Consider the following 23,484-nt stretch of genomic DNA (forward strand, 5'->3'; position numbering starts at 1 on the left):
GTCACGCGACGCGTGCGGGCCGCCGGTCGGGCAGGCCGGTGCCGCTCGGTCGCAACGGCCATAGCCCGGCGAGTTCGACGGCCGTGTTTTGCAGCCTCGGCGCGATCGCTTCGATCTGCGCGGCCGTCATGCGCACGCTCGGACCCGCGACGCTGACAGTGCCGAGTGCGGGGCCCGTGCCATTCACGCGTATCGGCACCGCGAGCGCGGACACGCCAGGCTCCGCTTCACTGACCGCGATCGCGTAACCGCGCTGCTCGGTGTGCGTGAGTTCCTTCAAGAGATCGTCGATGGATCGCACGACGTTTGGCCCTTGCCTGTCCACATCGCTGAAGCCCATGTCGGTGACGATCTGGATCGCGCGTTCGCGAGGCATCGTCGATAGCCACGCTTTGCCGGTCGCCGTCGAGTACACGGTGACGCGCCCCGTCGCGGAACTCGGCGGCTGGTAGATGAGACCGGCGGTCGCGCCCTGCGCCTGCGCGAGCCAGACAAGCGTATCGCCATCGGCGACGGCGAGGCGCACGAACTCGCGCGTTTCCTGCGCGAGCCGGTCGAGTACCGGCTGGCAGATGTTGGGAATGCCGGTGGCCGCGTAGAACCTTTGCCCCATGACCGCGAGACGCATCGTCAGCCGATAGAAGCTCGTGTCCGGCTCCTGCGCGACCCAGCCCAGATCGACGAGCGTCGAGAGCAGCCGATGCGCGCCGCTCTTCGGCAACGACAGACGATCCGCGATCTCTCCGAGGGGCAGCATGTTGGCACCCTCAGCAAGAAGCCCGATGATGTCCAGGCACCGCTCCGCTGGAATGTGCGACATAGTGATTCCGTTGACCAGGTTGAATTCAGGGCGCACGCGATGCAGCGCCCAACCGGCATATCTCGAGCGTATAGACCGCGGCGTCGGCTCTCGGCCGCAATCCGGCGTCGCGCAGTTGCGGGGCATCGATCCATTCGCGCGCGCGTTCGGCGGCCTCTTCCGTCGATGCCTCGACGAGCACAATCCACGCGGGCACATCGAACGTGCGGGTGCGCGACTCTTCGGTATCGAGAAAGCTCGCCTGATCCGATGCGAACAGATGACACGCGAGCACGCCGGTCGATGCCATCGCTTGCGGAAACGCGACATCCCGCAGATAAGCTTCCGGCGTCGCGTCCGCCGATTCAGCCCGGTCGATGCGCATCGCGAGCACATAGCCGCCCGTGCTCTCACCCACGCTGAACACGGGCCGGCACACCGCGCGCGACGTGTTGCGGAAATACGCGAGCGTCTTCGTCGTCGCCGGCGTCGGCGCGTTCAGGCGCGCCATGTAGTCGGGCGAGCTCATGACATCGAGATCGGCGGCTTCGTACATCGTCAGCCACTCGGGCGAATGCCCCGCACGACGAAGCCGCCTGCCGCGCCGGAATCCGGGAATCGCCAGGCGTTCGGGAATGTGCTCCTTGTCGTGCCATGCGTAGAACTGTTCGCGCCCGGCTTCGTCGATGTCGTTCCACACGAGAACGATGCCGCTGCCTAGTAGCGCGGGGCCAGCAATCGGGTTGTCGGCGGGCTGATCCGTTTTCGCGTTCATCGTCCGAGAAACTCAGGTTCGCGTTTGGCAAAAAATGCGGCGGCGCCTTCGTGTAGATCGTGGCTGTCGAAGATCTTTTGCTGCACGACGGTTGAAAACGACAACGCGGCATCGAGCGGCTGGTCCAGCGCGGCATCGACGAGTTGCTTGGCGAAGCGATTCGACAGCGGGCCGCGCGCGCAGATCGCGTGCGCCAACTCGCGCGCAGCCGAAAGCGCGGAGCCTTGCGCCGCGACCCGGTTGACGAGGCCCCACGACAACGCCCGTTCCGCGTCGATGGTCGCGCCGGTGAATAACAGTTCCTTCGCGCGCGCGGGACCGACGAGACGCGTGAGCCGCAACGAGCCATTGCCCGCAAGTCCGCCGAGGCGCGCTTCGGTGAGACCGAGCGCGACGCCCGCGCGGCACACGCGAAGATCGCACGCGAGCGCGAGTTCGAGACCGCCGCCGAGCGCGGGGCCATCGATGGCGGCGATCGTCGGCATCGACAGGCGGGCGAGACGGCGCAGCACCATGTCCTCGAAGAGGATCTTCTTCTCGCTGGCATCCGCAAAGATGTCGACGAATTCCTTGATGTCGCTGCCCGCGCAGAACGCGCGCGCCGAACCGCCATGCACGATCACGCAACGCAGATCGTCCTGCATTTCGAGTTCGTCGATGATCTTGTTCAGCGAGCGCAGCAACGCGCGCGTGACGAGATTCAGCGGGCCGTTCGCGAGCGCGATCTCCGCGATGCGGCCATCGACGTGCACGTTCACCGCGCCTTCGGATGCGTCTGTCATGGCTGCTCCGCGCTGGCGCGCGGCACTTCGATGCCGTGCAGCACGCCCATGCGCGCGAAGTGCCCGTAGATGGTGTCGACGTAGCGGGCAAATTCGGGCGCGTCGCCGAGCACGATCGGACGCGGACGCGGCAGTTCGACCACGATCTCGTCGACGACTTCGCCCGGCGTCGGACTCATCACGAAGATGCGATCGGACAGGCCCACCGCTTCCTCGACGCTATGCGTGATGAAGAGCACCGTGGGACGGCGCCGCATCCACAGCGCTTCGAGATCCATGCGCACTTGAAGGCGCGTGAGCGCATCGAGCGCGCCGAACGGCTCGTCCATCAGGATCAGCGAAGGATCGTGGACGAGCGTGCGAATCAACGACACGCGTTGACGCATCCCGCCGGAAAGCTGCCTCGGATACTTGTCGACGGCATGTTGCAGACGCAACTGCGCGAACAACTCACGGGCACGCGCTCCGATCTTGTCGCGCGGCAGTCCGCGAATGTCGGCTTGCAACAGCACGTTCTCCATTGCCGTTCGGAACTCGAGCAGCAAGTGATCCTGAAACGCGATGCCTACATCGGTCACGGGCTTGTCCACCGCTCGATTGCCGACGACAATCGTGCCTTCCGAGCGTTCCAGCAAGCCCGCGACCATCAGCATGAGCGTGCTCTTGCCGCAGCCCGACGGCCCGACGACGGACACGAACTCGCCCGCCTCGATGTTGATGCTGAGCGACTTGAGCGCACGGAACGGCTTGTCCGTGTCCTCGCCAAAAATCTTGGACACGCCGTCGATGCGAATCGGCACACCGGCCGGCGTCACGTCATTGCTTGCGGTTGTCGGCATGATCGTTTCGGTGGTCATGATGTGATCGGTCAGGCGGATTGCTCGACGGCGGCAAGCGGCACCTTCGAGCACAGAAGCGCCTTGGTGCCCTGCTGCACGACCTGTCCGTCCTGATTCACGATCTTCACGTCGAAGATCGCGATGGCTTGCGTCGGCTTCGATTTGCTGTCGCGCAGCTCCTTGATCGAATAGTCGACGAACATCGTGTCGCCGATGAAAAGCGGCGCGACGAACTTCCAGTCGTTGATGCCGAGAAAGGCAATCGCGGTTTCGCGCAGCTCGCCGGTGCGCGCCCACATGAGGCCATGCGCGTAGGCGAGCCCGAGCATGCCGTGCGCGACGCGCCGGCCGAACTGGCTGTTCTTCGCGTAGACGTCGCTGGTGTGGAGCTCCGAAAAGTCGCCCGTCATGCCCGCGAAGCCTACGAGGTCCGCGTCGGTGATCGTGCGGCCGGGACTGCGGAATCGCATGCCTTCGTGAAGATCCGCATAGCGGTATCCAATGCGTCGCTCATCGGTCATATTCAGGTATCCGTATCGATTCGATTTACTTGCACGCGCGCATCTGATTCGCGGGTGGCAGGAACTCGTCGGTGTAGTACTTCTTCGGGTCCTGCCCGGCGGGAAGCAGCTTCACTTCCGAGAGCAGTTCCTGCGTCCTGGTCCACGACGCGTCTTCGGCCTTGCCGACGCTCTTCGCGCCGCCGCTGCAAAACAGCGGCGTGATCGCGGCGAGTTCGGCGGCGGCCAGCTTTTCGTTGACGTTCGGGAACACGGTCTTGAGATCCTTCACCGCCTTGTCGGGATGGTCCATCGCGAAGCTCCATCCCTTCAGGCTCGCCGCGACGAACTTCTTGACGACATCGGGATTGCTCTTCAGATAGTCATTGGTCGCGAAGATCGACGTGCTGACCGTCGGCACGCCGTAGTCCGCGAAACGGAAGTTCACGAGTTCCGCGCCCTGCGCTTCCAGTTGAATCTGATACGAATCCATCGATCCGAGGATCGCGTCGACCTGACCTTGCAACAGTGCGGGCACCATGCTCGGCACCGGCATGTTGATGAGCGTGACATCCGATTCCTTCAGGCCGTTTGCCTTGAGGAACAAAGGCAGCATCGTCGTTTGCGACGAACCGGACGGCACGCCCACCTTGCGTCCGGCGAGATCCTTGATCGACTTGATGCCGGACTTCTTCAGCGCCGATACCTCGTTCGGGTTGGACTGATAGACGGTAGCGATGATGCGCATCGGCGCGCCCTTTGCGATCAACTGGCTCACCGCGACTGCATCGGCATAGGCGAGCTGGGCGCGGCCGTTCGCGACGAGCTGCGCCGTGTTGCCGGAACCGTTGCCCTCGGTGATCTTCACGTCGAGCCCCGCCTGCTTGTAGAACCCTTCCGCAGCCGCCGCCGCGAAGCCTGCGTTCGGACCACCGGCCGTCCAGTTCAATTGAAACGGAACCTCGGTATCGGCGACGGCCCTGCCGCAGACGCCCGCCGCGAGAGCGAGAGCCAGCGTGGCCGAAGCGAGTTTGCCGATGGTCGTATGCATGTGTGCGCTCCGTGTGCGGTTTGTAGTTGGATTAGTTGAATTTCGCGCGCTGCCAGGGCGTCATGGCCCATTCGGCGAATTCGACGACATAGTTGATCGCGATGCCGATCAGCGTCAGGACCGCGAGGACGGCGAACGTCAACTCGACGTCCATCGTGCTCGTGCCTTTCAGCAACACGTAGCCGAGCCCTTTGTTCGAGCCGACGAACTCGGCCACGATCGCCGCCGTCGAAGCGATGGTCGCCGACGTCTTGATGCCCGAGAAGATGACGGGCAACGCGGCGGGAAGCCGAAGAAAGCGGAACGTCTGCCACGACGATGCGCCCATCGACTTCGTCAGATACAGCAGGCGCGTATCCAGAATCTGGAATCCGCTGATGCTTGCTAGAAGCAGCGGGAAGAACGTCATCAGCACGGTCAGCAGCACCTTGGACTCCATGCCGAATCCGAGCCACACGAGGAACAACGGCGCGACGGCGATCTTCGGCACGAGCTGCATGAACATGAGCGGCGGATAAATGATCTGCTTCGCGACGCGCGAGAGCGCAATGGCGAGGCCCAGCGGAATCGCGGTCACGACGGTCAGGCCGAAGCCCAGCAGGATTTCGGCGAGCGTGATCAGCGAGTTGGCCCAGATGTCGCGCCAGTCGGTGACGATGCGTGCGAAGACCCCGCCGGGGCTTGGGACGAGATAGGGCGGAATCTTGAACAGCGGAATGGCCACCGCCCACAGGACAATGAGTGCAACGAAAGTCGACGGCGGCAGGCAAAGCCATCCGATGCGCCGCGCTCGGCGGAGAATCTGGGAAGGCGGATGCGCAGCCGTCGCGCGCGCCGATGCATGACCCATAAGTACGCTCCTCAACAGGAAGCGACGCCGCGCGATGGAAGCGCAGTCGCGTCGTAGATTGAATGTCGTTCAATCTTGAACGCGAGACCATTGGGGCAAACCCAAAGGCGAATGGTCTGAAGTGTCGTGCGCGAATTGTGTGGTTACGCCGATACCTGACCAAACTTGAGCACCATCGCTCTGAAGCGCGCCGCTGCGGGCGTCTGTGTCTGTGGGCGCGTGACGAGATGCAAGGGCGCACGAAACGCATCGTCGCCGGCGACGCGGCAGTAGCGCACGCTTTCCTGTCGATACCGCTGCATCGACGCCGGCACCAGCGTCACACCGCCGCCCGCCGCAACGAGATTGATGGCCGTCACCATGCGCGGTACTTCGTCGACAACACGCGGCGTGAAGCCGCGCGCCTCGCACGCGCGGATGAAGTCCGCGTACATGCCCGGCGCACCCGGCCTGCGCACGAAGATGAACGGCTCGCCGGCAAGCGCATCGAGCGCAACCGCGCGCGTGCCGATCAATGCATGGCCGAGCGGCAGCACCAGTCGCATGCGTTCCTGCGCCAGCAATTCGAAGCGCAACTCGACGGGTGTTTCGATGGGCTTGCGCAAGATCGCCACGTCGATCTCGCCATTCGACATCATCTCGATGATCTCCGCCGCGTTGATCTCGCTCAGTTCGACAGAGATGCCCGGATGCGTCTCACGAAACCCGCGGATCGCCGTGGTCGCGAGCGGATGAAACGCCGCCGAGCTCGTCAGCGCGATGCGCACGCGCCCGACTTCGCCCATCGACACACGCCGCGCATGTGCGACGCCCTGCTCCAGCGTGCGCAACGCCGCGCGTGCATGTTCGGCGAACGCTTCGCCGGGCGCGGTCAGCTCGACGCCACGCGGCTGACGCAGAAAGAGCGCGAAGCCCAATTCCTGCTCCAGTTCCTGGATCTGCTGCGAGAGCGGCGGTTGCTGCATGTGCAATCGCGCGGCCGCGCGCGTGAACTGCCGCTCTTCCGCCACGGCGAGGAAGTAACGCAAATGGCGCAATTCCATCGTGTTTTCCTTTTGGTATATCCGATGAATATGGCAACGTCATCCGATATGTATTTTACATTTGGCGCGACGCTTCTTAAGCTGGGTTCACACGAAGAAAGATCGAAGGAGACGTATGCAATCCGTGCTGAACACGGGCGCGCCGCTTGCCGCCGCCCCGCCGCTGTCGAACTCGCAGGTGCGCCGCGCGGTGCTGGCGTCGGTCATCGGCAACGGGCTCGAATGGTTCGACTTTCTGATCTACGGCTACTTCGCGAAAACCATCGCGCATGTGTTCTTCCCGGTAGATAACAACTTCCTGTCGATCACGCTGACGCTCGCGACGTTCGCAATCGGCTTCGTCGTGCGGCCGCTGGGCGGCATCGCGATCGGCGCGTGGGCCGATCGGCACGGACGGCGCAAGACGCTCTCGATGCTGATTCTGCTGATGGCCGTTAGCACATTGCTCATGGGTCTCACGCCGGGTTACGCGAGCATCGGCGTTGCTGCGCCCTTGCTGGTGCTCTTCGCACGCGTGCTGCAAGGCTTGTCGGTCGGCGGTGAATTCGCGACCGCCGCCGCGATGCTTACCGAATATGCCCCGCCCGGCCGCAAGATGTTCTTCGGCAGTTTTCAGATGACATCGCAAGCGGTCGCGCTGCTGCTGTCGTCGTCGTGCGGCTATCTGCTGACGACGAATCTCTCCAGCGACGCGTTGACCTCGTGGGGCTGGCGCGTGCCGTTTCTGCTCGGCGCGCTCGTCGGCCCGGTCGGCTTCTATATCCGCCACAAGGTCTCCGAATCGCCGGAATTCGTGCAATTGCGCCAGCAACTCGGGCACGCGCCGCGTCAGTCGTTGCGCGCCTTCTTTCGTGAACGCGGCGATGCGGCGCTGTGCGCGATGGGCGTCATCATCGTCGGCACGGCGACCAACTACCTGTGGCATTCGTATATGCCGCTGTATGTCGAACGGCAGTTGCATCTGCCGCTGAAGAACGCACTGCTCGGCACGGCCATTTCAGGTTTGATCGGCATCATTGGCTATCCGCTAGCGGGCAGGCTCGCGGATCGCTTCGGCGCGTATCGGCTCTTCTTTCCGATCACCATCGTGTGGATCTGCGCGGCGTGGCCGTTGTTCTCCTGGGTGCTCGCCGCGCCGACGCCCGAGCGCGTGTTCGCCGCGCAGATGATCGCCACCGTCGTGTTGAGTCTGATGTCGGGCGCGCACCCCGGCATGTTGACGCAACTGTTCCCGACCGCGACGCGTTCGATGGGCGTCGCGCTCTCGTACAACATCGCCGTGACCCTGTTCGGCGGCCTCGCGCCGCTGACGGTTTCGACGTTGATCGGCGTGTCTGGATCGCGCATGGTGCCTGCTTGGTATCTGATGTTCGCGGGCATCGTGTCGCTGCTGCTCGTGGGACTGAGCGCATCGGGACGGCGGTTGTGCCGCGAGCCGAATCTGTGGCCGAAGGACGGCGCGCATTCATGACGATGCCCGTGAACGAAGCGCGAGCGCGCAACGAAGCGCCGGTGCGCGCGGTCGGCGCTGCGCGCTTTCGCATCTCGACGCCGCGAGGCAACGGCAGCGTGCCGGTGTTCTTCGGCGGCGCATCGGATATGTTGTTGGTCGAGCGCGTCGTCATCATGTTGCACGGTCGTTTGCGCGATGCCGATGCGTATCTGCGCACGGTCGAACGCGCGCTGGATGCATCGTCCGTGGCGCGCGAAACGACGCTGCTCGTTGCGCCGCAATTTCTCGCGACCGCCGATGTCGAGCATCACGCGCTCGATGCCGACACGCTGCATTGGGAATGGACCGCATGGATGGGCGGACTCGATGCGCCCGGTCCGTGCGCGCTGAGTTCGTTCGATGTGCTCGACGCATTGATCGCGCACTACGCGGATCACGCGCGCTATCCGGCGATGCGCGACATCGTGATCGCGGGACATTCGGGCGGCGCGCAGGTGGCGCATCGCTATGCAATCGTCGGGCGCGCATCGAGCGGTGCGGCGAGGCTGCGTCATGTGATTGCGAATCCATCGTCGTATGTGTATTTCGATGCATCGCGGCCCTATCCGGCGAGCCTTCCATGCGACGACGTCAACGACTGGAAATACGGCCTTGGCCGCTTGCCGCGCTACGCACGCGACGACGCGCACACGCGCGATCTCGAAGCGCATTACGCGCGCAGCGACGTGACGTATTTGCTGGGCGAACGCGATTGCGATCCGCTGCATCCGGCGCTGGATCGCACGTGCGCGGCGAATGCACAGGGTCCGCATCGGCTGGCGCGGGGCCGGGCGTATTACGCGTACCTGCGGGCGCGGCATCCTCGGTTGATGCATCGCTATCACGAAGTGCCGGACGCGGGTCATAGCGGCGAAGCGATGTTCGTATCGGATGCAGGCATACGCGCGCTCTTCGGCGATGATGCGCGCCTCGTGCGATCCGTCGCCGGCGATGCGGGCGGCGCGAGCGAATAAGAGCAGCACTTTCAACCGGCCCGGGCGTTCGATCCGTGCCGTCACAGGAGACGATGATGAACAGAACCTCGGGGCGCACGCTCGCCCTCGGTGCGCTATGCGCAGCGCTTTCGATGACGATCGCCGGATGCGGCGGCGATACCGGCGGCTCGCCTGCAGCAGTCGCAAACGTGCAGACGCAAACGCAAACATCATCGCAACAATGCGCCGCGCTCGCGGGCATGGCGATTCCGGCGTCATCCATCGGCGCGCCGACGAGCGGTGCGAAGATCACGACCGCGACGCTCGTCGAAACGAGCGGCGAGTATTGCCAGGTGAACGGCGCCATTGCACCCGTCGATCCGGCAGCGCCCGTCATCAACTTCCAGGTGAACCTGCCGACCAACTGGAACCACAAGTCGCTGCACTATGGCGGCGGCGGTTTCGATGGCACGCTCATCACGGGCGTCGCCGCGCTCGACATGGCGCCCACCGGCACGCCAACGCCGCTCGCATCCGGCTACGTTACGTTCGGCGACGATTCGGGGCATCAGAGTTCGAGCATCACGAATGGCTCCTTCGCGGCCAACGACGAGGCGCTCGCCAACTACGGCGGCCTGAGCCTGAAGAAGACGCACGATGTTGCGATGCTGCTCATCGAGAAGCGCTACGCGCAGATGCCCGCGAAGCGTTACTTCTTCGGCAGCTCGACGGGCGGCCGCGACGGTCTCACAGAAATTCAGCGCTGGCCCGGCGATTACGATGGCATCGTCGTGAATCGGCCCGCGCTCAATTACACGGGCTTGCGTCTGTCGAACGTCGTGTTGGGACGCGCGCTCTATTTGCGCAACGGCGCGGGCTGGCTCGACGTCGCCAAGACCGAACTGCTGCAGAACGCCGTGATGAAGGAATGCGATACGCTCGACGGCGTGGCCGACGGCATCATCTCCAACGTCGATGCCTGCAAGCTGCACGCGCTCAAAGTGCTCGCGTCGGTGCGTTGTCCGGGCGGCAAGGATGCGGGCGATAGTTGTCTCTCCGATCCGCAACTCGCGACCGTCGTCACGATCGCTTCTCCGCTGCTGCTGCCTTATCCGCTCGCCAACGGCGTGCATCGCTATGCGGGCTACAACATTCTCGCCGGCTCGGTGTTTGCGGGACCGTTCACGACGCGCGATTTCGGTGAGTCGAAAACGCCGTCGAATCCCGCCAGCAAAAACGACGCGAATCAATGGGTGACGGGCGATCAATGGGTCAAGTTCTTCGTCACACGCGTGCCGACATTCGATTCGCTGACCTTCGATCCGTACGATCCGGGCGCATACCGATCGCGCGTGCAGACCGTTTCGGCGCTGAGCGATGCAACGAACACGGACCTCGGCGCGTTCGCGGCGAGGGGCGGCAAGATCATCATCACACATGGCCTCGCCGATGAAATCGTCAGCACGGATTCGAGCACGGACTACTACAACGGACTGGTCGGGCGATACGGACGCCGCAAGGTCGACGACTTCGTGCGCTTCTATCTGATGCCCGGGGTCGGGCATGGAACGGGGCCGTTCCATCCGGCAATCGATTCGCTGTCCGCGCTCGATCGCTGGGTCGAATCGGGTACTGCGCCCGAGAACTTGCAGATGAGCGACCTCAACACGGCAACGCTCGGACGCACCCGGCCGCTGTGCCGTTATCCGGCGTGGCCGAAATTCGTCGGCGGCGATGTGAACGATGCGGCAAGTTTTGCGTGTGTCTATCGGTAGACGCGGGGCGACGCCATCGTCCTGAAGAATAAGCGACGGCCACACCGTCGCTGTCGTCGCGGGGGCGTCCGCCTGCATAAATCCTATTCCGGACAGCCCCTGAATCCTCGGAAAGTCAGCTTCTATACTGACACTCCATACTTTCACGAGGAGACGCAACGATGTTGATGGACGCCAAGGACTCGATATACAGCCCGACACAGGACGATCTGATCTTCCCGCAAGAACCGACGTTCTCGAGCTCCGCCGAGGAACGCCGCTATCGCAAGGAGCATCTCGCCGCCGCGTGCCGCATCTTCGCGCGACATGGCTTCAGCTTCGGCTTCGGAGGCCATCTGACGGTGCGCGATCCCGAGCATCCGGAACTCTTCTGGACCAATCCGATGTGCGTGCCGTGGTCGCGCACGAAGACATCGCAACTCATACTCGTCGATCATGCGGGCACGGTGATCGAAGGCAAGTACGCGGTGAATCGCGCGGGCTACGTGCTGCATTCGGCGATTCACGCGGAGAATCCCGACATCATCGGCTCGTGCCACGCGCATACGGTCAACGGCGACGCGTGGGCCGCGATGGGCAAGCCGCTCGATTACGTGACGCAGGACGCGTGCATGTTCTACGGCAGCCATACCGTCGTGCGCGATGGCGCGGGCAAGGTGCCGGTCGCGAACGATTCGGGCAATCCGATCGCGCACGCCTTCAACGATCACAAGGCGATCATCCATCAGAACCACGGGCTGCTGACGGCCAGCCGTCACAGTATCGACGATGCCGTGTGGACCTTTATCGCGCTGGATCATTGCTGCAAGATGCAGTTGCTGATGGACGCGACCGAATCGCGTCCGATCGAGATCGATCCGGAATTTGCGGAGTATTCGCACCGGCATCTGGGCAATTCGTTCATCAGCTGGCTGCACTTCCAGACCATGCTCTACGAAATCAACGAACAGGAGCCCGATTACCTGGACTGATATACCGGAGTTCAGGGTCCGGCCGTGACATGCGCGGTATCGCAATCGATCCGCGCATGTTCAAGAGAGCGCTCAAGAATATCTATATTGGAGACACGCATGGAAGCGCTATATGGCGAAGAAGCCGTCAGACAGACGGACATGAGCCGCACTTACTACCGCGCCTACTGGCGACTGCTGCCGCTGTTGCTGGTCTGTTATCTCGTTGCCTATCTCGATCGCGTGAACGTAGGCTTCGCGAAGCTGCAGATGCTCGACGCATTGCATTTCGACGATGCGATCTACGGCCTTGGCTCGGGCATCTTCTTCGCGGGATACTTCTTCTTCGAGGTGCCGAGCAACCTCGTCATGCGCCGTGTCGGCGCGCGTAAGTGGATCGCCCGCATCATGCTGACGTGGGGCATCATCTCCGCCGCGATGATGTTCGTGCAGACGCCGATGCAGTTCTACGTCGCGCGCTTTCTGCTCGGCGCGGCCGAAGCCGGTTTCGCGCCCGCGATCATGTATCTGCTCACGCTCTGGTTTCCTGCGCGCTATCGCGGCCGGGCGATGTCCATCTACGTGATGGGCGCGCCGCTCGCGTTCGTCATCGGCGGGCCGATCTCCGGCTACATCCTGCACGCGTTCTCCGGCAACACGTATCTGGCCGCGTGGCAATGGCTCTTTCTGATCGAAGCGATTCCGGCTGTCGTGCTCGCGTTCGTCGTGCTTGCCTTTCTCGACGACAATCCCGCGCATTCACGATGGATCACCGAGGACGAGCGCGCGAACGTGCTCGCCGAAATCCGCGCGGAGAACGCGGGCAAGATCGATCATCCGAGCGTGCGCGCGTTTCTCGCCAACCGCAAGCTGTGGTGGTTTTGCGCGATCTTCTTCTGCCTCATCATGGGCCTCTATGCGCTCGGCTTCTGGATGCCTTCGCTCATCAAGCGCAGCGGCGTGCTCGATCCGTTCTCCATCGGCCTGTATTCGGCGGTGCCGAACATCGTGGCGGCGATCGCGCTTTATCTGTCGAATCGCAGCGCCGATCGAACCGGCGGACGGCGCGTGCACTTCGCCCTCTTCATGCTGATCGGAGCAGTGGGACTTGCGACGAGCATGTGGCTTTCGGCGGGACCGATCGTGACGACGGTATGCCTGTCGGTCGCGGCGGCGGGCATCTACTCCTGCGTCGCGCTCTTCTGGGCGCTGCCGACGAGCCTCTTTGTCGGCGCATCGGTGGCGGCGGCACTCGCGTTCATCAACTCCGTCGGCAATATCGCGGGCTTCATCTCGCCCTATCTCGTCGGCCTGCTCAACGTGATGGTCGGTCACGCGGAAATCGGCATGTACGTGATCTCCGCGTTTCTCGTGTTCGGCGCATTCATGACGATGCTTCTGCCGAAGACGCTCGACGACAAGTAAAGCAATCGCTCAGGCGGCCCAAGGCGGCCGCCTGAGCCTTTCCGTGACGTGATCGATGAATGCCCGCACGCGCGGATGCAGCGACGAATCGCGCGGATACAGCGCATAGATCGCGGTTTCGTCGTTCGGCTGGAAGTCGGTCAGAAGCGGCACGAGCATGTTGCTGCGAATCGATGGAAGCACCATATGCTCGGCCATGCGCGTGATGCCGACGCCGGCGAGACACATATAGACCGAACTCACGCCGCTGCTCGTCTGGAAGTTGCCGTTGATGAGCATCGACGTGCGCTCGCCGCCGACCACGAACGGCCAATGGTTCAGATGATCCATCGGCGGCTCCCACATCAGGCAGTTGTGGTCGACGAGATCGGCCGGCACCGAGGGCACGCCGTGCCGTGCGATATACGCAGGCGACGCGGTGACGACGCGTTGCAGATGACACAGCTTGCGGCTCACCAGATTCGAATCTTGCAGGCTTCCCATGCGGATGGCGACATCGAATCCTTCACCGATGACATCGGCGAGCGTATCCGACAACGAAAGACGCACGCGCAAGCCTGGATAGCGCTCGAGAAAACCCGGAACGAGCGGCACGATCTGATCCATGCCGAATGAAGTCGCCACCGTCACGCGGATGCTGCCCGTCATGTGCTGACCCGCGCGCGCGAGCTGCGCTTCGCCGGTGTCGATGTCGTCGAGAATGCGCTTGCACAGCGCGAGATATTCGTTGCCTTCCTGCGTGACCTGAAGACTGCGCGTCGAACGCCTGAGCAGCGCGACGCCAAGGCGCTTTTCGAGCGCCGAAACCGCGCGGCTCACATACGGCTGCTGCAGATTGAGCATGAGCGCCGCGGCGGTAAAGCCGCCGGTTTCCGCGACGGCCTTGAAAATCCTCATCTCGACGAGGCGTTCGTCCTTCATGTACGCAGTGCGCTATAAGCGATGATCAACCAGGCATCTTAGCCAGCGCCTGCGCGCTTCTATATCGGGAATTGCACGGATGATCGCTTGCAAAACTATCCGGCGAGGAATTGCTCAAGCGACGCCAGCACTTCATCGGGCGCATCCTCAGGCAGCAGATGACCGCCGGGCAATCCCTTGCCCGTTACGTTCGTTGCCCATCGTGACCATGCATCGAGAGGCAACGTGTTGCGCCCCTTCTGCTCACGCTCGCTCCACAATACGAGGACCGGACAGGCGAGCCTTTTACCCGCGCCCGCGTCGATCGAATCGTGTTCGATGTCTTCCGATGCCGCAGCGCGATAGTCCTCGCACATCGCGTGGCGCACGCGCGGATCCCTGAACGCGGTTCGATATGCGTCGAGCGCCAGAGGATCGATGCGATCGAGACCGCCCGCCATCTTCTCTAGCGCGCGGTCGAGAAAACCATCGGGATCGGCGGCGAGCATGCGCTCCGGCAGATCGCCCGGCTGCGCCAGGAAGAACCAGTGCCACGCGTTCAGGGCGAATGTCTTGTCGATGGCAGCGAAGGCATCGAGCGTCGGAATCACGGTCAGCGACGCATATGCGCTCACGCGCTGCGGATGATCGAGCGCAAGCCGGTATCCGGCCCGCGCGCCGCGATCGTGCCCGACGACCGCGAAACGCTCGTGTCCGAGCGTATGCATCAACGCGACGAGCGCGCTCGCTACGCGACGCTTGGTCCATCGCGGCTGATCGTCGTGCGTTCGACTGTCGCCGTAGCCCGGCAAATCCGGCACGACGACGGTGTGCGACCGCGCGAGCGCCGGCGCGATGAACCGCCACGCGATGTGTGTTTGCGGATAGCCGTGCAACAGCAGAACCGGCGATCCGCTTCCGCCGATCCGGCCGCGAAACGCAACATCGCCCGCTTCGACTTCGAGCCTCGCGAGGCCCGGAAAAAAGTCATGCTCGACTTCGTGCGCCATCAGCCTATCCTCTCAAACCATGACTTCATCGCTGCGATACCGACGTGACGAACTCCGCCAGATCGCGATTGAAACGCTCGGCTTCCTCGATGAACGGCGCGTGTCCCGAATCCGCATACACCTTGCTGACCACGCGCGGATTCAGTGCAGCCGCGCGGGCCAGCGTCGCGTGCGTATCGACCAGCGCGTCCTGAGCGCCGTAGATGAAGAGCAGCGGTACGCGCGCCTTGCCGAGCCCATCGGCGGCGAAGACCGTCATTGTCGGCACTTCCTTTTGCATGTCCCATGATGCCATCGCCGCATTCGCGAGCAGTCGATTGAATGTCTCCGTGTCGGGCCGATGATTGAAACACAGGCCGACGAACGTGCGCTCGCCATCGAGATGCGTTTTCAGGTCGGGCGAATTCATGTCGCGATACACGCCGGGATGATCGACGATCTGTCCCGCAGCGAGCTCGACCACGCCGTCGACATACACCGCGCCCGCAATCGCGCCATCGCCATATCGCGCGAGATAGTTCGATATCACCACGCCACCGAGCGACCAGCCCACTACGACGGGCTTCTGCGCATGCGAGCCCTGGATCACGGCGGCGAGGTCGTCGGCCCAACGGCTGCCGTCGTGATAAGGGGCGGCACCAGCGGGTTTGTCCGACAGACCGTGGCCGCGCAAATCGTAAGTAATGATCCGATATGAGCGCAATGCCGGACTCTGCACCTGCGCCTCCCAGTTCAGGCGGCTGCCGAGCAGTCCGTGCACGAGAATGATCGGCGGTCCGTCGGGATCACCGCTTTCCTGTACCGCGATTTTCACGCCATCCGTCGATGACACCGTGTAACTGTGTGGCGCCGCGATGGCATCGGGCGCGGCTGCGACGAGCATCGTCGCCGAAAGCATCGAAATCAAAAAGTGAGAACACGTTCGCAAGCTCATTGCCTTTCCTGAAAGAGGTATCGGTGAGCCTTAGTTTGAACGTTCACACTGGTGTGAGAGTCAAGCGATATCGTGCTAGCCTGCTTGACATGAGAAACGCTCCCGCTGATGAACCGCTGACGATCGGTCAACTCTCGCAACGCACCGGCGCGAGCGTGCGATCCATCCGGCATTACGACGAACACGGTCTGCTCGCTTCGGTACGTGCGAGCAATGGCTATCGCATGTTTCCCGAGAAAGCCGTCACGCAGGTCAAGCAGATTCAACGCATGATCGCGACCGGCTTTACCATCGACGATATTCGCGGCTTTCCCGACTGCATGCTGCTGATCGAAGGCGCACGTTCCTGCGATCAAATCACCGATGTCCAGCGTGAACGGCTCGAAGCCATCGATCGGCAGATCGCGGATCTCGAGAAGCGTCGCGCGAGGCTCGTCAAGACATTGCTCGAAGGTGCGGTGCCGCCCGTCGATTGATGCGGATAACGCTTCGCGCAGCCGTCTACGCCCTACGCGACGGCATCGCGCAGCGGCCGGAAGAACGCGCGAATCTCTTCCACCAGCAGTTCCGGTTGCTCGAGCGCCGCGAAGTGTCCGCCACGCGGCATCGAGGCCCAGCGTTGAACATCGAAGACGCGTTCCAGCCAGGAACGCGGAGGCATCGGCAACTCGCGCGGAAACACCGCCACGCCCAACGGCGTTGTCACGCGTTCCGAAGGATCGAATGTCAGCGGACGCTGCCGGTTCTCCTTGTAGATATGAAACGACGCGTCGAGCGTGTGGCCGAACCAATAGAGCGAGATGTCGGTGAGTAGTTGATCCATCGTGAAGACGCTTTCGATATCGCCATTGCAATCGCTCCAGGTCCGGAATTTTTCCGCGATCCACGCAGCCAGGCCGACGGGAGAATCCGTCATCGCGTAGGACAGCGTTTGCGGTTTGGTGCCTTGAATCGCCGCATACGCGCCTTCGGTGCTCACCGAGGCTGCGACGGCATCGAGATAGGCGCGTTCCTCATCGGTCAGCGGGTGCGTGCTGTCGTTTATCGCTGGCCGAAAGCCTGCGGGCACGTAGTTGACGTGCGCGCCGATCATCCGTTCGGGGAAGCGGCGCGCGAGCCACATCGAAACCGCCGCGCCGATATCGCCGCCCTGCGTCCCGAAACGGTCATAGCCAAGCCCGGTCATCAGGTCGAGCCATAATCCGGCGACGCCGTGTGCTCCACTCCCCGAAGCGCCCAACGCCGAAGAGAAACCGAAGCCAGGCAACGAAGGCACGACGACATGGAAAGCATCGGCAGGATCGCCGCCATGCGATGCGGGGTCCGTCAGAAGCGGCAGCACGCGCTCCATTTCGATGAACGAGCCCGGCCAGCCATGCGTCATCACGAGCGGCATCGGCGCTGGTCCCTTGCCTTTCTGATGCACGAAGTGAATGTCGTATCCGCCGATGGTCGCCTGATAATTCGGCAGACGATTGAGCCGTGCTTCCTGCGCGCGCCAGTCGAACTCGCTGTGCCAATAGTCCGTCAGGCGTCGAACGAAGGCGAGGCTCGCGCCATCGTCCCACTGCTGCGCATCGCGACTTGCAGGGAAGCGAGTGTTTCGCAGGCGCTGCTTGAGGTCGTCGATCTGACTGTCAGGGACATGTATTTCCAGCAGCCGTGCATCCATTCTCGCGCTCCAATCGACAGGTCATTCAGCTTTCATTGCATCCGATTCTGCCAGCGATACGACGCACGCGCCCGAATCTGGCCGCCGGCTGGAAGCGCTCGACGCGGCGCTCAGTTTCCTGACGCGCCCTCTCTCGGCTTCGAACGAAGACCGGATAACGCCCGGTTATAGCGACGCCATAGCCAGCCGAGCCGTTTGCACCACTTGCTGCAGCCTGCGTATGTCGATGGGCTTCACGAAGACTTCGTCGAAACCGCTGTCCAGGGCTCGTTCCGTCACGTCTGGGCCGCTGTATCCGCTGAGGGCGACGAGGCGCGGGCATCGCTCGCCCAGCGTGGCGCGGGCGCGCCGCGCGACTTCGAAACCATCGATGTCGGGCAGTCCGATATCGACGATCGCAAGCGCAGGCGCTCCGGACGTCATCGCTTCGAGTCCGCTCCCGCCGTCCGCCGCGCTCGACACCGCGTACCCGAGCGCGTCGAGCATCGCCGAGGTCGCCAGCCTGACGTCCTCGTTATCTTCGACCAGCAGAACCGCGATGGCCTCGTCGACGAAGCCCGCAACGTGCTCGCCCAGCTTCGGTGCCGGTTCGACCGACGCCTCGCAGAGCGGCAATTCGACGATGAACTGGCTGCCTTTTCCCTCGCCGTCCGAGCGGGCGACGAGCGTACCGCCGTGCAGCTCGACGAGGCGGCGCGCGAGATTCAAACCGATGCCCAGCCCGCCTTCGGAGCGGTCGAGCGTCGTGTCGACCTGCGTGAAGAGATCGAAGATCGATTCCAGAAAACGCGCGGGAATGCCGCGCCCATTATCTTCGACGACGAGCACCGCGCGCCGCGCATCGCCGGTCTTGTTGGCCGCCAGTCGCATGCGGATGGTGCCGCCGGGGCGCGTGAACTTGACGGCGTTCGAGAGCAGATTCGCCACAATCTGCTGCAAACGCGTCGCATCGCCTTGCGTGGCATAGTCGCCCGGCGCGAGATCGATCGCCAGCGCGTGACCCTTGGCTTCGAATTCCCTGCGCACCGAATACGCCGCCGCTTCGATGACGATCCGCAGATCGATGGCCTCGCGATGAAGTCGAATCGCGCCGCGCGCCACGCGTGACGCATCCAGCAGATCATCGACGAGCCGCGTGAGCGTAGCGATCTGACGATTGATGAGCGCTCCGATTCCCGGCGGCGCGCGCTCGGTCGCAGCCTTCATGTCGATGACCTGAAACGCCGACGCCAGCCCCGCAAGCGGATTGCGCAGCTCATGTCCGAGCATCGCGAGGAACTCGTCCTTGCGAATGCTTTCGTCCCTGAGCTGGGCCGCGAGCGCAAACGCCTCTTCGCTCAGGCGGCGCAATTCCTGATTCGTGTTGGAAAGCTGCCTGCTGCGCCGGATCAGCTCCGATTCGCTTTCGACACGCCGGGATCGCGCCGCGTCCGCGCGTTCGTCCGGTCCCGGCGTGCTGCTCTGCACTTCCAGCACGAAGTCGCTGACGTTTTCCACGCGGTGGATGATGAACGAAACCGACCCGTCCGCCTTGACGAACGGAATGTTGATCGGACTCCAGTAGCGCTCGATGAAAGTTCCATCACCGTTCGCCCGGTCGGGCACGTCGTAACGCTGAAGCGCCATTGCATCGGTGCGGCGCAGGCGAATCACGCGTTGCAGCGAGGCGCGCAGCGCGCCGGCCGCGGGCGTCGTCTGGTCGGCGGAATGATCGGCGGGACTGTCGGGAAAAGCATCGAATACCGGTCTGCCGATCAGATCGGCGCGCGCGCTTACTGTTTCACGCAGATAAGCGTCGTTGGCATCGAGTATCGTGAAGTCGGCGTCGGCATTCAGCAGCAGGCACGGGCTGGGAAGCAGCTGGAAGACGATCTGATAGGCATCGACGGGCAACTCACGGTCATTATTCATGTTTCACGTCTTGTTGCGCTTGATATAAGCGGGAACGCTCGTGCGCCCGGACGTCGACGGAAAGCAGCCCGCGTGCCTGCTTCTTTTTCCGAAGGCATTCCGTGCAAATGCGCGCCCGACGACGCGTGCCGAATTCCTATTTCGATAACGATGCACCGATTGCGACAGACGCCATCGCGCCGCCGATGGCAAACTCTCGCAATGAACAAACGTCTGCTCAATCTCGTCCGCATCCCGTTCTTTCTGCCGCTCGCCGGCACGACCCTGATGCTCGGCGTCGCACTGTCGTTCACCGCGCCGTATCTGTCGCTGTTCAGTGTCGAACAGGCGGACATGAGTCCCCGGAAGCTGGGCCTTTTCATGACGCTGATCGCCGCGAGCGGCGTCGTAGCCAGCGCTTTCGCCGGAAAGTGGTCGGACAAGCACGGGCATCATCGCGAATTGCTGCTTGCGGCGCTGATCGCGTCGGCGCTGGGATTCTTGCTGCTTTGCCTCGTGCGCGACTACGCCGCGCTGGTCGCGATCGGCGTCGCGTTTCTCGGTGCCGGCGGGTCGGCGATGTCGCTCGTGTTCTCGTTCGCGCGCACCGCGCTGCCCATCGACGACAACGCCGAACGCGCCCTCGCGCTCGCCACGTTGCGAACCGTCCTTTCGATGGCGTGGGTCTTCGGCCCTTCCGTCGGCGCGCTGGTGCTGGCCGCGGCCGGTTTCTACGGCCTCTTTCTCTTCGCGGCGGCGTGTTTCATCGCGTGCGGCGCAATCGTTTGGCGCATGCACGATTCGCCCAAGGGTGACCCGCACAGCGCGCCCGCGCACTACGCCGGCGATCCGACCTCGCTGCTCGAAGTGACCGCGCCCGACACCGAGGAAATCGTGCCGCCGCACCCCGGCGTGCGGCACTCGCGCGCGGAAATCTGGCGCGCAACCGTCGCGATGACGCTCATCGGCCTTGCCGCGAGCGCAACGATGATCGTGCTGCCGCTTTTCGTCGTACATGGCATGCACGGCACGCGCATCGACGTGTCGATCATGCTCGGGCTCGGCGCATTTCTCGAAATCCCGATGATGCTCGCGCTCGGCGCGCGCGGTTCGCGTCTCGACAAGCAACGATGGCTCGCATCGTGCGCGGTCGTGCATCTGATCTATTTCATCGCGGTCGCGGCATCGCCCAACGTCCATTTCCTGATCCCGATGCAGGCGTTCAACGCCTTCGTCGTCTCCGTGACGTCGTGTCTCGGCATGACCTACATGCAGGATCTGATGCCGGAAAGCCCCGGATCGGCGACGGCGCTTTTCTTCAACGCGTCGCGCGTCGGCTCTATTCTCTCCGGCGTGCTGTCCGGCGCGCTCGTGGCGGCGCTCGGTTATCGCGGCACGTTTCTCGTGTGCGGTTGCATTGCGCTGGGCGCGGCGGTGCTGTTCGCCAATCCGCCGTACAAGCTCATCGCGCGGCGCATGCTCGACTGGTGGAGGACGTGGCGCGAGCCGGCCCGCTGATCCACTTATCCGATGATCCGATGATCCGCGGCATCATCGGGCGATGGCAATATAAGCGCTCACGCCGCCGATCGATCCGCGAACATGCCCCAGCGCCTTCCGCCGCTCAACGCCCTGCGCCTCTTCGAAGCCGCCGCGCGCCACCGCAGTTTCAAGCTCGCCGCCGCCGAACTCAACGTGACGCCGGGCGCGGTGAGTCACGGCATCGGCGCGCTAGAAGACATGCTCGGCGTCGAGCTTTTCGTGCGCGAGCCGCGCGGGCTGTCGCTTTCCGCTGCCGGCGAGCAGTATCTGCCGTACATCGCCGAGGCGTTCTCGCTCATCGCCGTCGGCACGCAGGCGCTGCCCGACAGGCGCAAGCGCCGCACGATCTCCGTCACCTGCGCGCCGACCCTCGCCGCGCGCTGGCTCGTCCCGCGCCTTGGCGGTTTCCGCGCGCGCTGGCCCAACATCGACGTCAGCGTGGATACCTCGCGCCGTCAGGCGGGTTTTCCGGTCGACGGCTTCGATTTCGGCCTGCGTCTTTCGCGTGGCCCAGTGGACGGCGCGTCGTGGCAGCGTCTTTTCGGCGAGCGTCTCGTGCCGGTGTGCAGCCCGGCTTACCGGGCGATGCTGTGCGATGCGAACGGCCTGCCCGATCTCACGCGCGCCGCGCTCATCCACATCGATACCGCGAGTCAGGACTGGCAGGCGTGGATGGACGGCGCGGGCGTCGACGGCCTCGATCTGCGCGGCGGGCTTCGCTTCGATACCGTCCAGCTCGGCTTCGATGCCGCCGCCGCCGGGCTGGGCGTCGCCATCGGCAGGCGTCCGCTCGTCGATCGCGAACTGGCGGCGGGCACGCTCGTCGAGGCATCGGCGACGCGCGTCGAGACGCAGACCGCGTACTGGCTCTGCGAGGCGCCGAGGGCGAGCGCGCGCGCCGATCTCGTCGCGTTTCGCGACTGGCTCATCGAACAAGCAGCCGAATTTGTCGATAGCGATGGAACGGGCGATTGAGCCCCGCTCATGCGTCCACGAAATATTTTCGTTTGTCAGCACGGGCGTTCGCCTGCGAGGATGGCCGCAAGGAGGAGCAGCCACCATGTCGACGTCATCGCTCAGTCAATCCAGCACGAACCGCGCGGCGGCCTGGGCGCTCATCGGCGCGGCCGCGCTGATCCTGAGCGCCGCGATGGGCGTGCGCCAGACCTTCGGGCTTTTCATCGGGCCGTTTTCGTTCGATCGCGGGATGCCCGTCACGCTCATCGCCTTCGCGATCGCGCTGCACAATCTCGTGTGGGGCTTCGCGCAGCCGTTCGCGGGCGCGGCGGCCGACCGCTACGGTGCGGCGCCCGTCGTCGCGACAGGCGCGGCCACGTTCGCCGCCGGACTCGCGCTCGCCGCCGCCGCGACTTCCGGCTGGATGCTCGTGCTCGGGCTCGGCGTGTTCGTCGGCATCGGCATCAGTTGCACGAGCTTCGGTGTCGTGCTCGCGACGGTCGGGCGGGTCGCGTCGCCGCAAACGCGCAGTGTCGCGATGGGTCTCGCCAGCGCGGGCGGTTCGCTCGGACAAGTGCTGATGGTGCCGTTCGCGCAGGAAATGCGCGTGCACGCGGGCGTGCCGGCATCGCTTTACGCTCTCGCCTTCGTGCTGCTGCTCGCCGCGCCGCTCGGCATAGTGCTCGATCGCGCAAGCCGACGCAGCCGCGCCACGGCCTTGCGCGAAACCAACGCGCAGGCTCCCGCAATGCCGCTGCGCGAAACGCTTGCCTATGCGTCGCGGCATCGCGGGTATCGGCTGCTGACGCTCGGCTTCTTCACGTGCGGTTTCCAGCTCGCGTTCATCGCGACGCATCTGCCGGGCTATCTGATGCTGTGCCACATGCCCGTCGGGCTCGGCGCGACGGCGCTCGCGCTGATCGGCCTCTTCAACATGATCGGCAGTTGGGGATGCGGCTGGCTCGGCGGACGCTGGCGACAGCATCGCGTGCTCGCATGGCTCTATCTGATTCGCGGCGGCGCCATCGCCCTCTTCGTGCTGCTGCCGACAACGAGCGTTTCCGTCGTCGTCTTCGCCGCCGTCATGGGGCTGACGTGGCTCGGCACGGTGCCGCTCACCAACGGGCTCATCGCGAAAGTGTTCGGCACGCGGCATCTCGGCACGCTCTTCGGCGTGGTGTTTCTCAGTCACCAGCTCGGCTCGTTCCTCGGCGCGTGGCTCGGCGGCTATGTGTTCGACACCACCGGTTCGTATTCGCTGATCTGGGGCGCGACGGCCGTCGCGGGTCTCGTCGCGGCGCTGCTGCATTTTCCGATCGACGACCGCCCCGTCGCCGGCGATTCGCTCGCGGCCGCGTGACGA

22 protein-coding genes are annotated in these 23,484 nt (G+C 63.9%); 9 read left to right on the forward strand and 13 right to left on the reverse strand.

Features of this window, described 5'->3' with window-relative positions:
• Position 1: 1 nt before the first annotated feature.
• The 8 genes from AWB77_RS04615 to AWB77_RS04650 all read right to left on the reverse strand — a co-directional run bounded on the left by AWB77_RS04615 (position 2) and on the right by AWB77_RS04650 (position 6,639).
• Positions 2 to 946, reverse strand: a complete 945-nt coding sequence (locus AWB77_RS04615) for an IclR family transcriptional regulator domain-containing protein (RefSeq protein WP_082852582.1) — start codon at positions 944 to 946, stop codon at positions 2 to 4.
• Positions 846 to 1,574: a DUF4286 family protein gene (locus tag AWB77_RS04620; protein WP_061133231.1), complete on the reverse strand. Its 729-nt coding sequence runs from the start codon at positions 1,572 to 1,574 to the stop codon at positions 846 to 848. The genes AWB77_RS04615 and AWB77_RS04620 overlap by 101 nt, the downstream gene beginning before the upstream one ends.
• Positions 1,571 to 2,356, reverse strand: a complete 786-nt coding sequence (locus AWB77_RS04625) for an enoyl-CoA hydratase/isomerase family protein (RefSeq protein WP_061133232.1) — start codon at positions 2,354 to 2,356, stop codon at positions 1,571 to 1,573. Before AWB77_RS04625 ends, AWB77_RS04620 begins: the two co-directional genes overlap by 4 nt.
• The gene (locus tag AWB77_RS04630) at positions 2,353 to 3,213 is read right to left on the reverse strand and encodes an ABC transporter ATP-binding protein (RefSeq protein WP_244158430.1); all 861 of its coding nucleotides are present in this window, start codon (positions 3,211 to 3,213) and stop codon (positions 2,353 to 2,355) included. The genes AWB77_RS04625 and AWB77_RS04630 overlap by 4 nt, the downstream gene beginning before the upstream one ends.
• Before the next feature lie 11 nt (positions 3,214 to 3,224).
• Positions 3,225 to 3,716 carry a MaoC/PaaZ C-terminal domain-containing protein gene (locus tag AWB77_RS04635; protein WP_061133233.1) on the reverse strand — a complete coding sequence of 164 codons (492 nt, stop codon included), beginning with the start codon at positions 3,714 to 3,716 and terminating at the stop codon, positions 3,225 to 3,227.
• Positions 3,717 to 3,741: 25 nt separating this feature from the next.
• A complete protein-coding gene (locus AWB77_RS04640; protein ID WP_061133234.1) occupies positions 3,742 to 4,746 on the reverse strand; it encodes an ABC transporter substrate-binding protein in 1,005 nt (334 codons plus the stop codon).
• A gap of 31 nt (positions 4,747 to 4,777) precedes the next feature.
• The gene (locus AWB77_RS04645) at positions 4,778 to 5,596 is read right to left on the reverse strand and encodes an ABC transporter permease (protein WP_061133235.1); all 819 of its coding nucleotides are present in this window, start codon (positions 5,594 to 5,596) and stop codon (positions 4,778 to 4,780) included.
• 143 nt (positions 5,597 to 5,739) lie between these two features.
• Complete coding sequence (locus AWB77_RS04650) at positions 5,740 to 6,639, reverse strand: LysR family transcriptional regulator (RefSeq protein WP_061133236.1); 900 nt, start codon at positions 6,637 to 6,639, stop codon at positions 5,740 to 5,742.
• A 115-nt stretch (positions 6,640 to 6,754) separates the two neighbouring features.
• Here AWB77_RS04650 and AWB77_RS04655 point away from each other — a divergent pair, with 115 nt between their 5' ends.
• From AWB77_RS04655 to AWB77_RS04675, 5 genes are all read left to right on the forward strand, one after another.
• The gene (locus AWB77_RS04655) at positions 6,755 to 8,110 is read left to right on the forward strand and encodes an MFS transporter (RefSeq protein ID WP_061133237.1); all 1,356 of its coding nucleotides are present in this window, start codon (positions 6,755 to 6,757) and stop codon (positions 8,108 to 8,110) included.
• Entirely contained in the window at positions 8,107 to 9,105 is a 999-nt protein-coding gene (locus AWB77_RS04660; protein WP_061133662.1) for a hypothetical protein, read from the forward strand. Before AWB77_RS04655 ends, AWB77_RS04660 begins: the two co-directional genes overlap by 4 nt.
• A 53-nt stretch (positions 9,106 to 9,158) precedes the next feature.
• The gene (locus AWB77_RS04665; RefSeq protein ID WP_061133238.1) at positions 9,159 to 10,841 is read left to right on the forward strand and encodes a tannase/feruloyl esterase family alpha/beta hydrolase; all 1,683 of its coding nucleotides are present in this window, start codon (positions 9,159 to 9,161) and stop codon (positions 10,839 to 10,841) included.
• A 161-nt stretch (positions 10,842 to 11,002) separates the two neighbouring features.
• Positions 11,003 to 11,812, forward strand: coding sequence for a class II aldolase/adducin family protein (locus tag AWB77_RS04670; protein ID WP_061133239.1), 810 nt, complete (start codon positions 11,003 to 11,005; stop codon positions 11,810 to 11,812).
• Positions 11,813 to 11,911: 99 nt separating this feature from the next.
• Entirely contained in the window at positions 11,912 to 13,216 is a 1,305-nt protein-coding gene (locus AWB77_RS04675) for an MFS transporter (protein ID WP_061133240.1), read from the forward strand.
• A gap of 9 nt (positions 13,217 to 13,225) precedes the next feature.
• Here AWB77_RS04675 and AWB77_RS04680 read toward each other — a convergent pair whose 3' ends face one another.
• The 3 genes from AWB77_RS04680 to AWB77_RS04690 form a co-directional block, all read right to left on the reverse strand.
• The gene (locus AWB77_RS04680; protein ID WP_061133241.1) at positions 13,226 to 14,137 is read right to left on the reverse strand and encodes a LysR family transcriptional regulator; all 912 of its coding nucleotides are present in this window, start codon (positions 14,135 to 14,137) and stop codon (positions 13,226 to 13,228) included.
• Between the two features lie 95 nt (positions 14,138 to 14,232).
• Entirely contained in the window at positions 14,233 to 15,126 is an 894-nt protein-coding gene (locus AWB77_RS04685) for an alpha/beta fold hydrolase (protein WP_061133242.1), read from the reverse strand.
• A gap of 25 nt (positions 15,127 to 15,151) precedes the next feature.
• A complete protein-coding gene (locus AWB77_RS04690) occupies positions 15,152 to 16,060 on the reverse strand; it encodes an alpha/beta fold hydrolase (RefSeq protein WP_061133243.1) in 909 nt (302 codons plus the stop codon).
• A gap of 89 nt (positions 16,061 to 16,149) precedes the next feature.
• On the opposite strand from AWB77_RS04690, the gene AWB77_RS04695 reads away from it, so the two are divergent.
• A complete protein-coding gene (locus AWB77_RS04695; RefSeq protein WP_061133244.1) occupies positions 16,150 to 16,536 on the forward strand; it encodes a MerR family transcriptional regulator in 387 nt (128 codons plus the stop codon).
• A 32-nt stretch (positions 16,537 to 16,568) separates the two neighbouring features.
• Here AWB77_RS04695 and AWB77_RS04700 read toward each other — a convergent pair whose 3' ends face one another.
• Together AWB77_RS04700 and AWB77_RS04705 are read right to left on the reverse strand one after the other, a co-directional pair.
• Positions 16,569 to 17,732: an epoxide hydrolase family protein gene (locus AWB77_RS04700; protein WP_061133245.1), complete on the reverse strand. Its 1,164-nt coding sequence runs from the start codon at positions 17,730 to 17,732 to the stop codon at positions 16,569 to 16,571.
• Positions 17,733 to 17,897: 165 nt separating this feature from the next.
• Positions 17,898 to 19,643, reverse strand: a complete 1,746-nt coding sequence (locus tag AWB77_RS04705) for a hybrid sensor histidine kinase/response regulator (RefSeq protein ID WP_061133246.1) — start codon at positions 19,641 to 19,643, stop codon at positions 17,898 to 17,900.
• A 201-nt stretch (positions 19,644 to 19,844) separates the two neighbouring features.
• Here AWB77_RS04705 and AWB77_RS04710 point away from each other — a divergent pair, with 201 nt between their 5' ends.
• The 3 genes from AWB77_RS04710 to AWB77_RS04720 all read left to right on the forward strand — a co-directional run bounded on the left by AWB77_RS04710 (position 19,845) and on the right by AWB77_RS04720 (position 23,481).
• Positions 19,845 to 21,140 (forward strand): sugar efflux transporter, encoded by a 1,296-nt coding sequence (locus tag AWB77_RS04710; protein WP_061133247.1) that lies wholly within the window; start codon positions 19,845 to 19,847, stop codon positions 21,138 to 21,140.
• Positions 21,141 to 21,224: 84 nt separating this feature from the next.
• Positions 21,225 to 22,139: a LysR substrate-binding domain-containing protein gene (locus AWB77_RS04715; RefSeq protein WP_061133248.1), complete on the forward strand. Its 915-nt coding sequence runs from the start codon at positions 21,225 to 21,227 to the stop codon at positions 22,137 to 22,139.
• Positions 22,140 to 22,224: 85 nt separating this feature from the next.
• Positions 22,225 to 23,481: an MFS transporter gene (locus AWB77_RS04720; protein ID WP_061133249.1), complete on the forward strand. Its 1,257-nt coding sequence runs from the start codon at positions 22,225 to 22,227 to the stop codon at positions 23,479 to 23,481.
• Positions 23,482 to 23,484: the final 3 nt, after the last annotated feature.

Source organism: Caballeronia fortuita (assembly GCF_001544835.2).
GTDB classification, from domain to species: domain Bacteria; phylum Pseudomonadota; class Gammaproteobacteria; order Burkholderiales; family Burkholderiaceae; genus Caballeronia; species Caballeronia fortuita.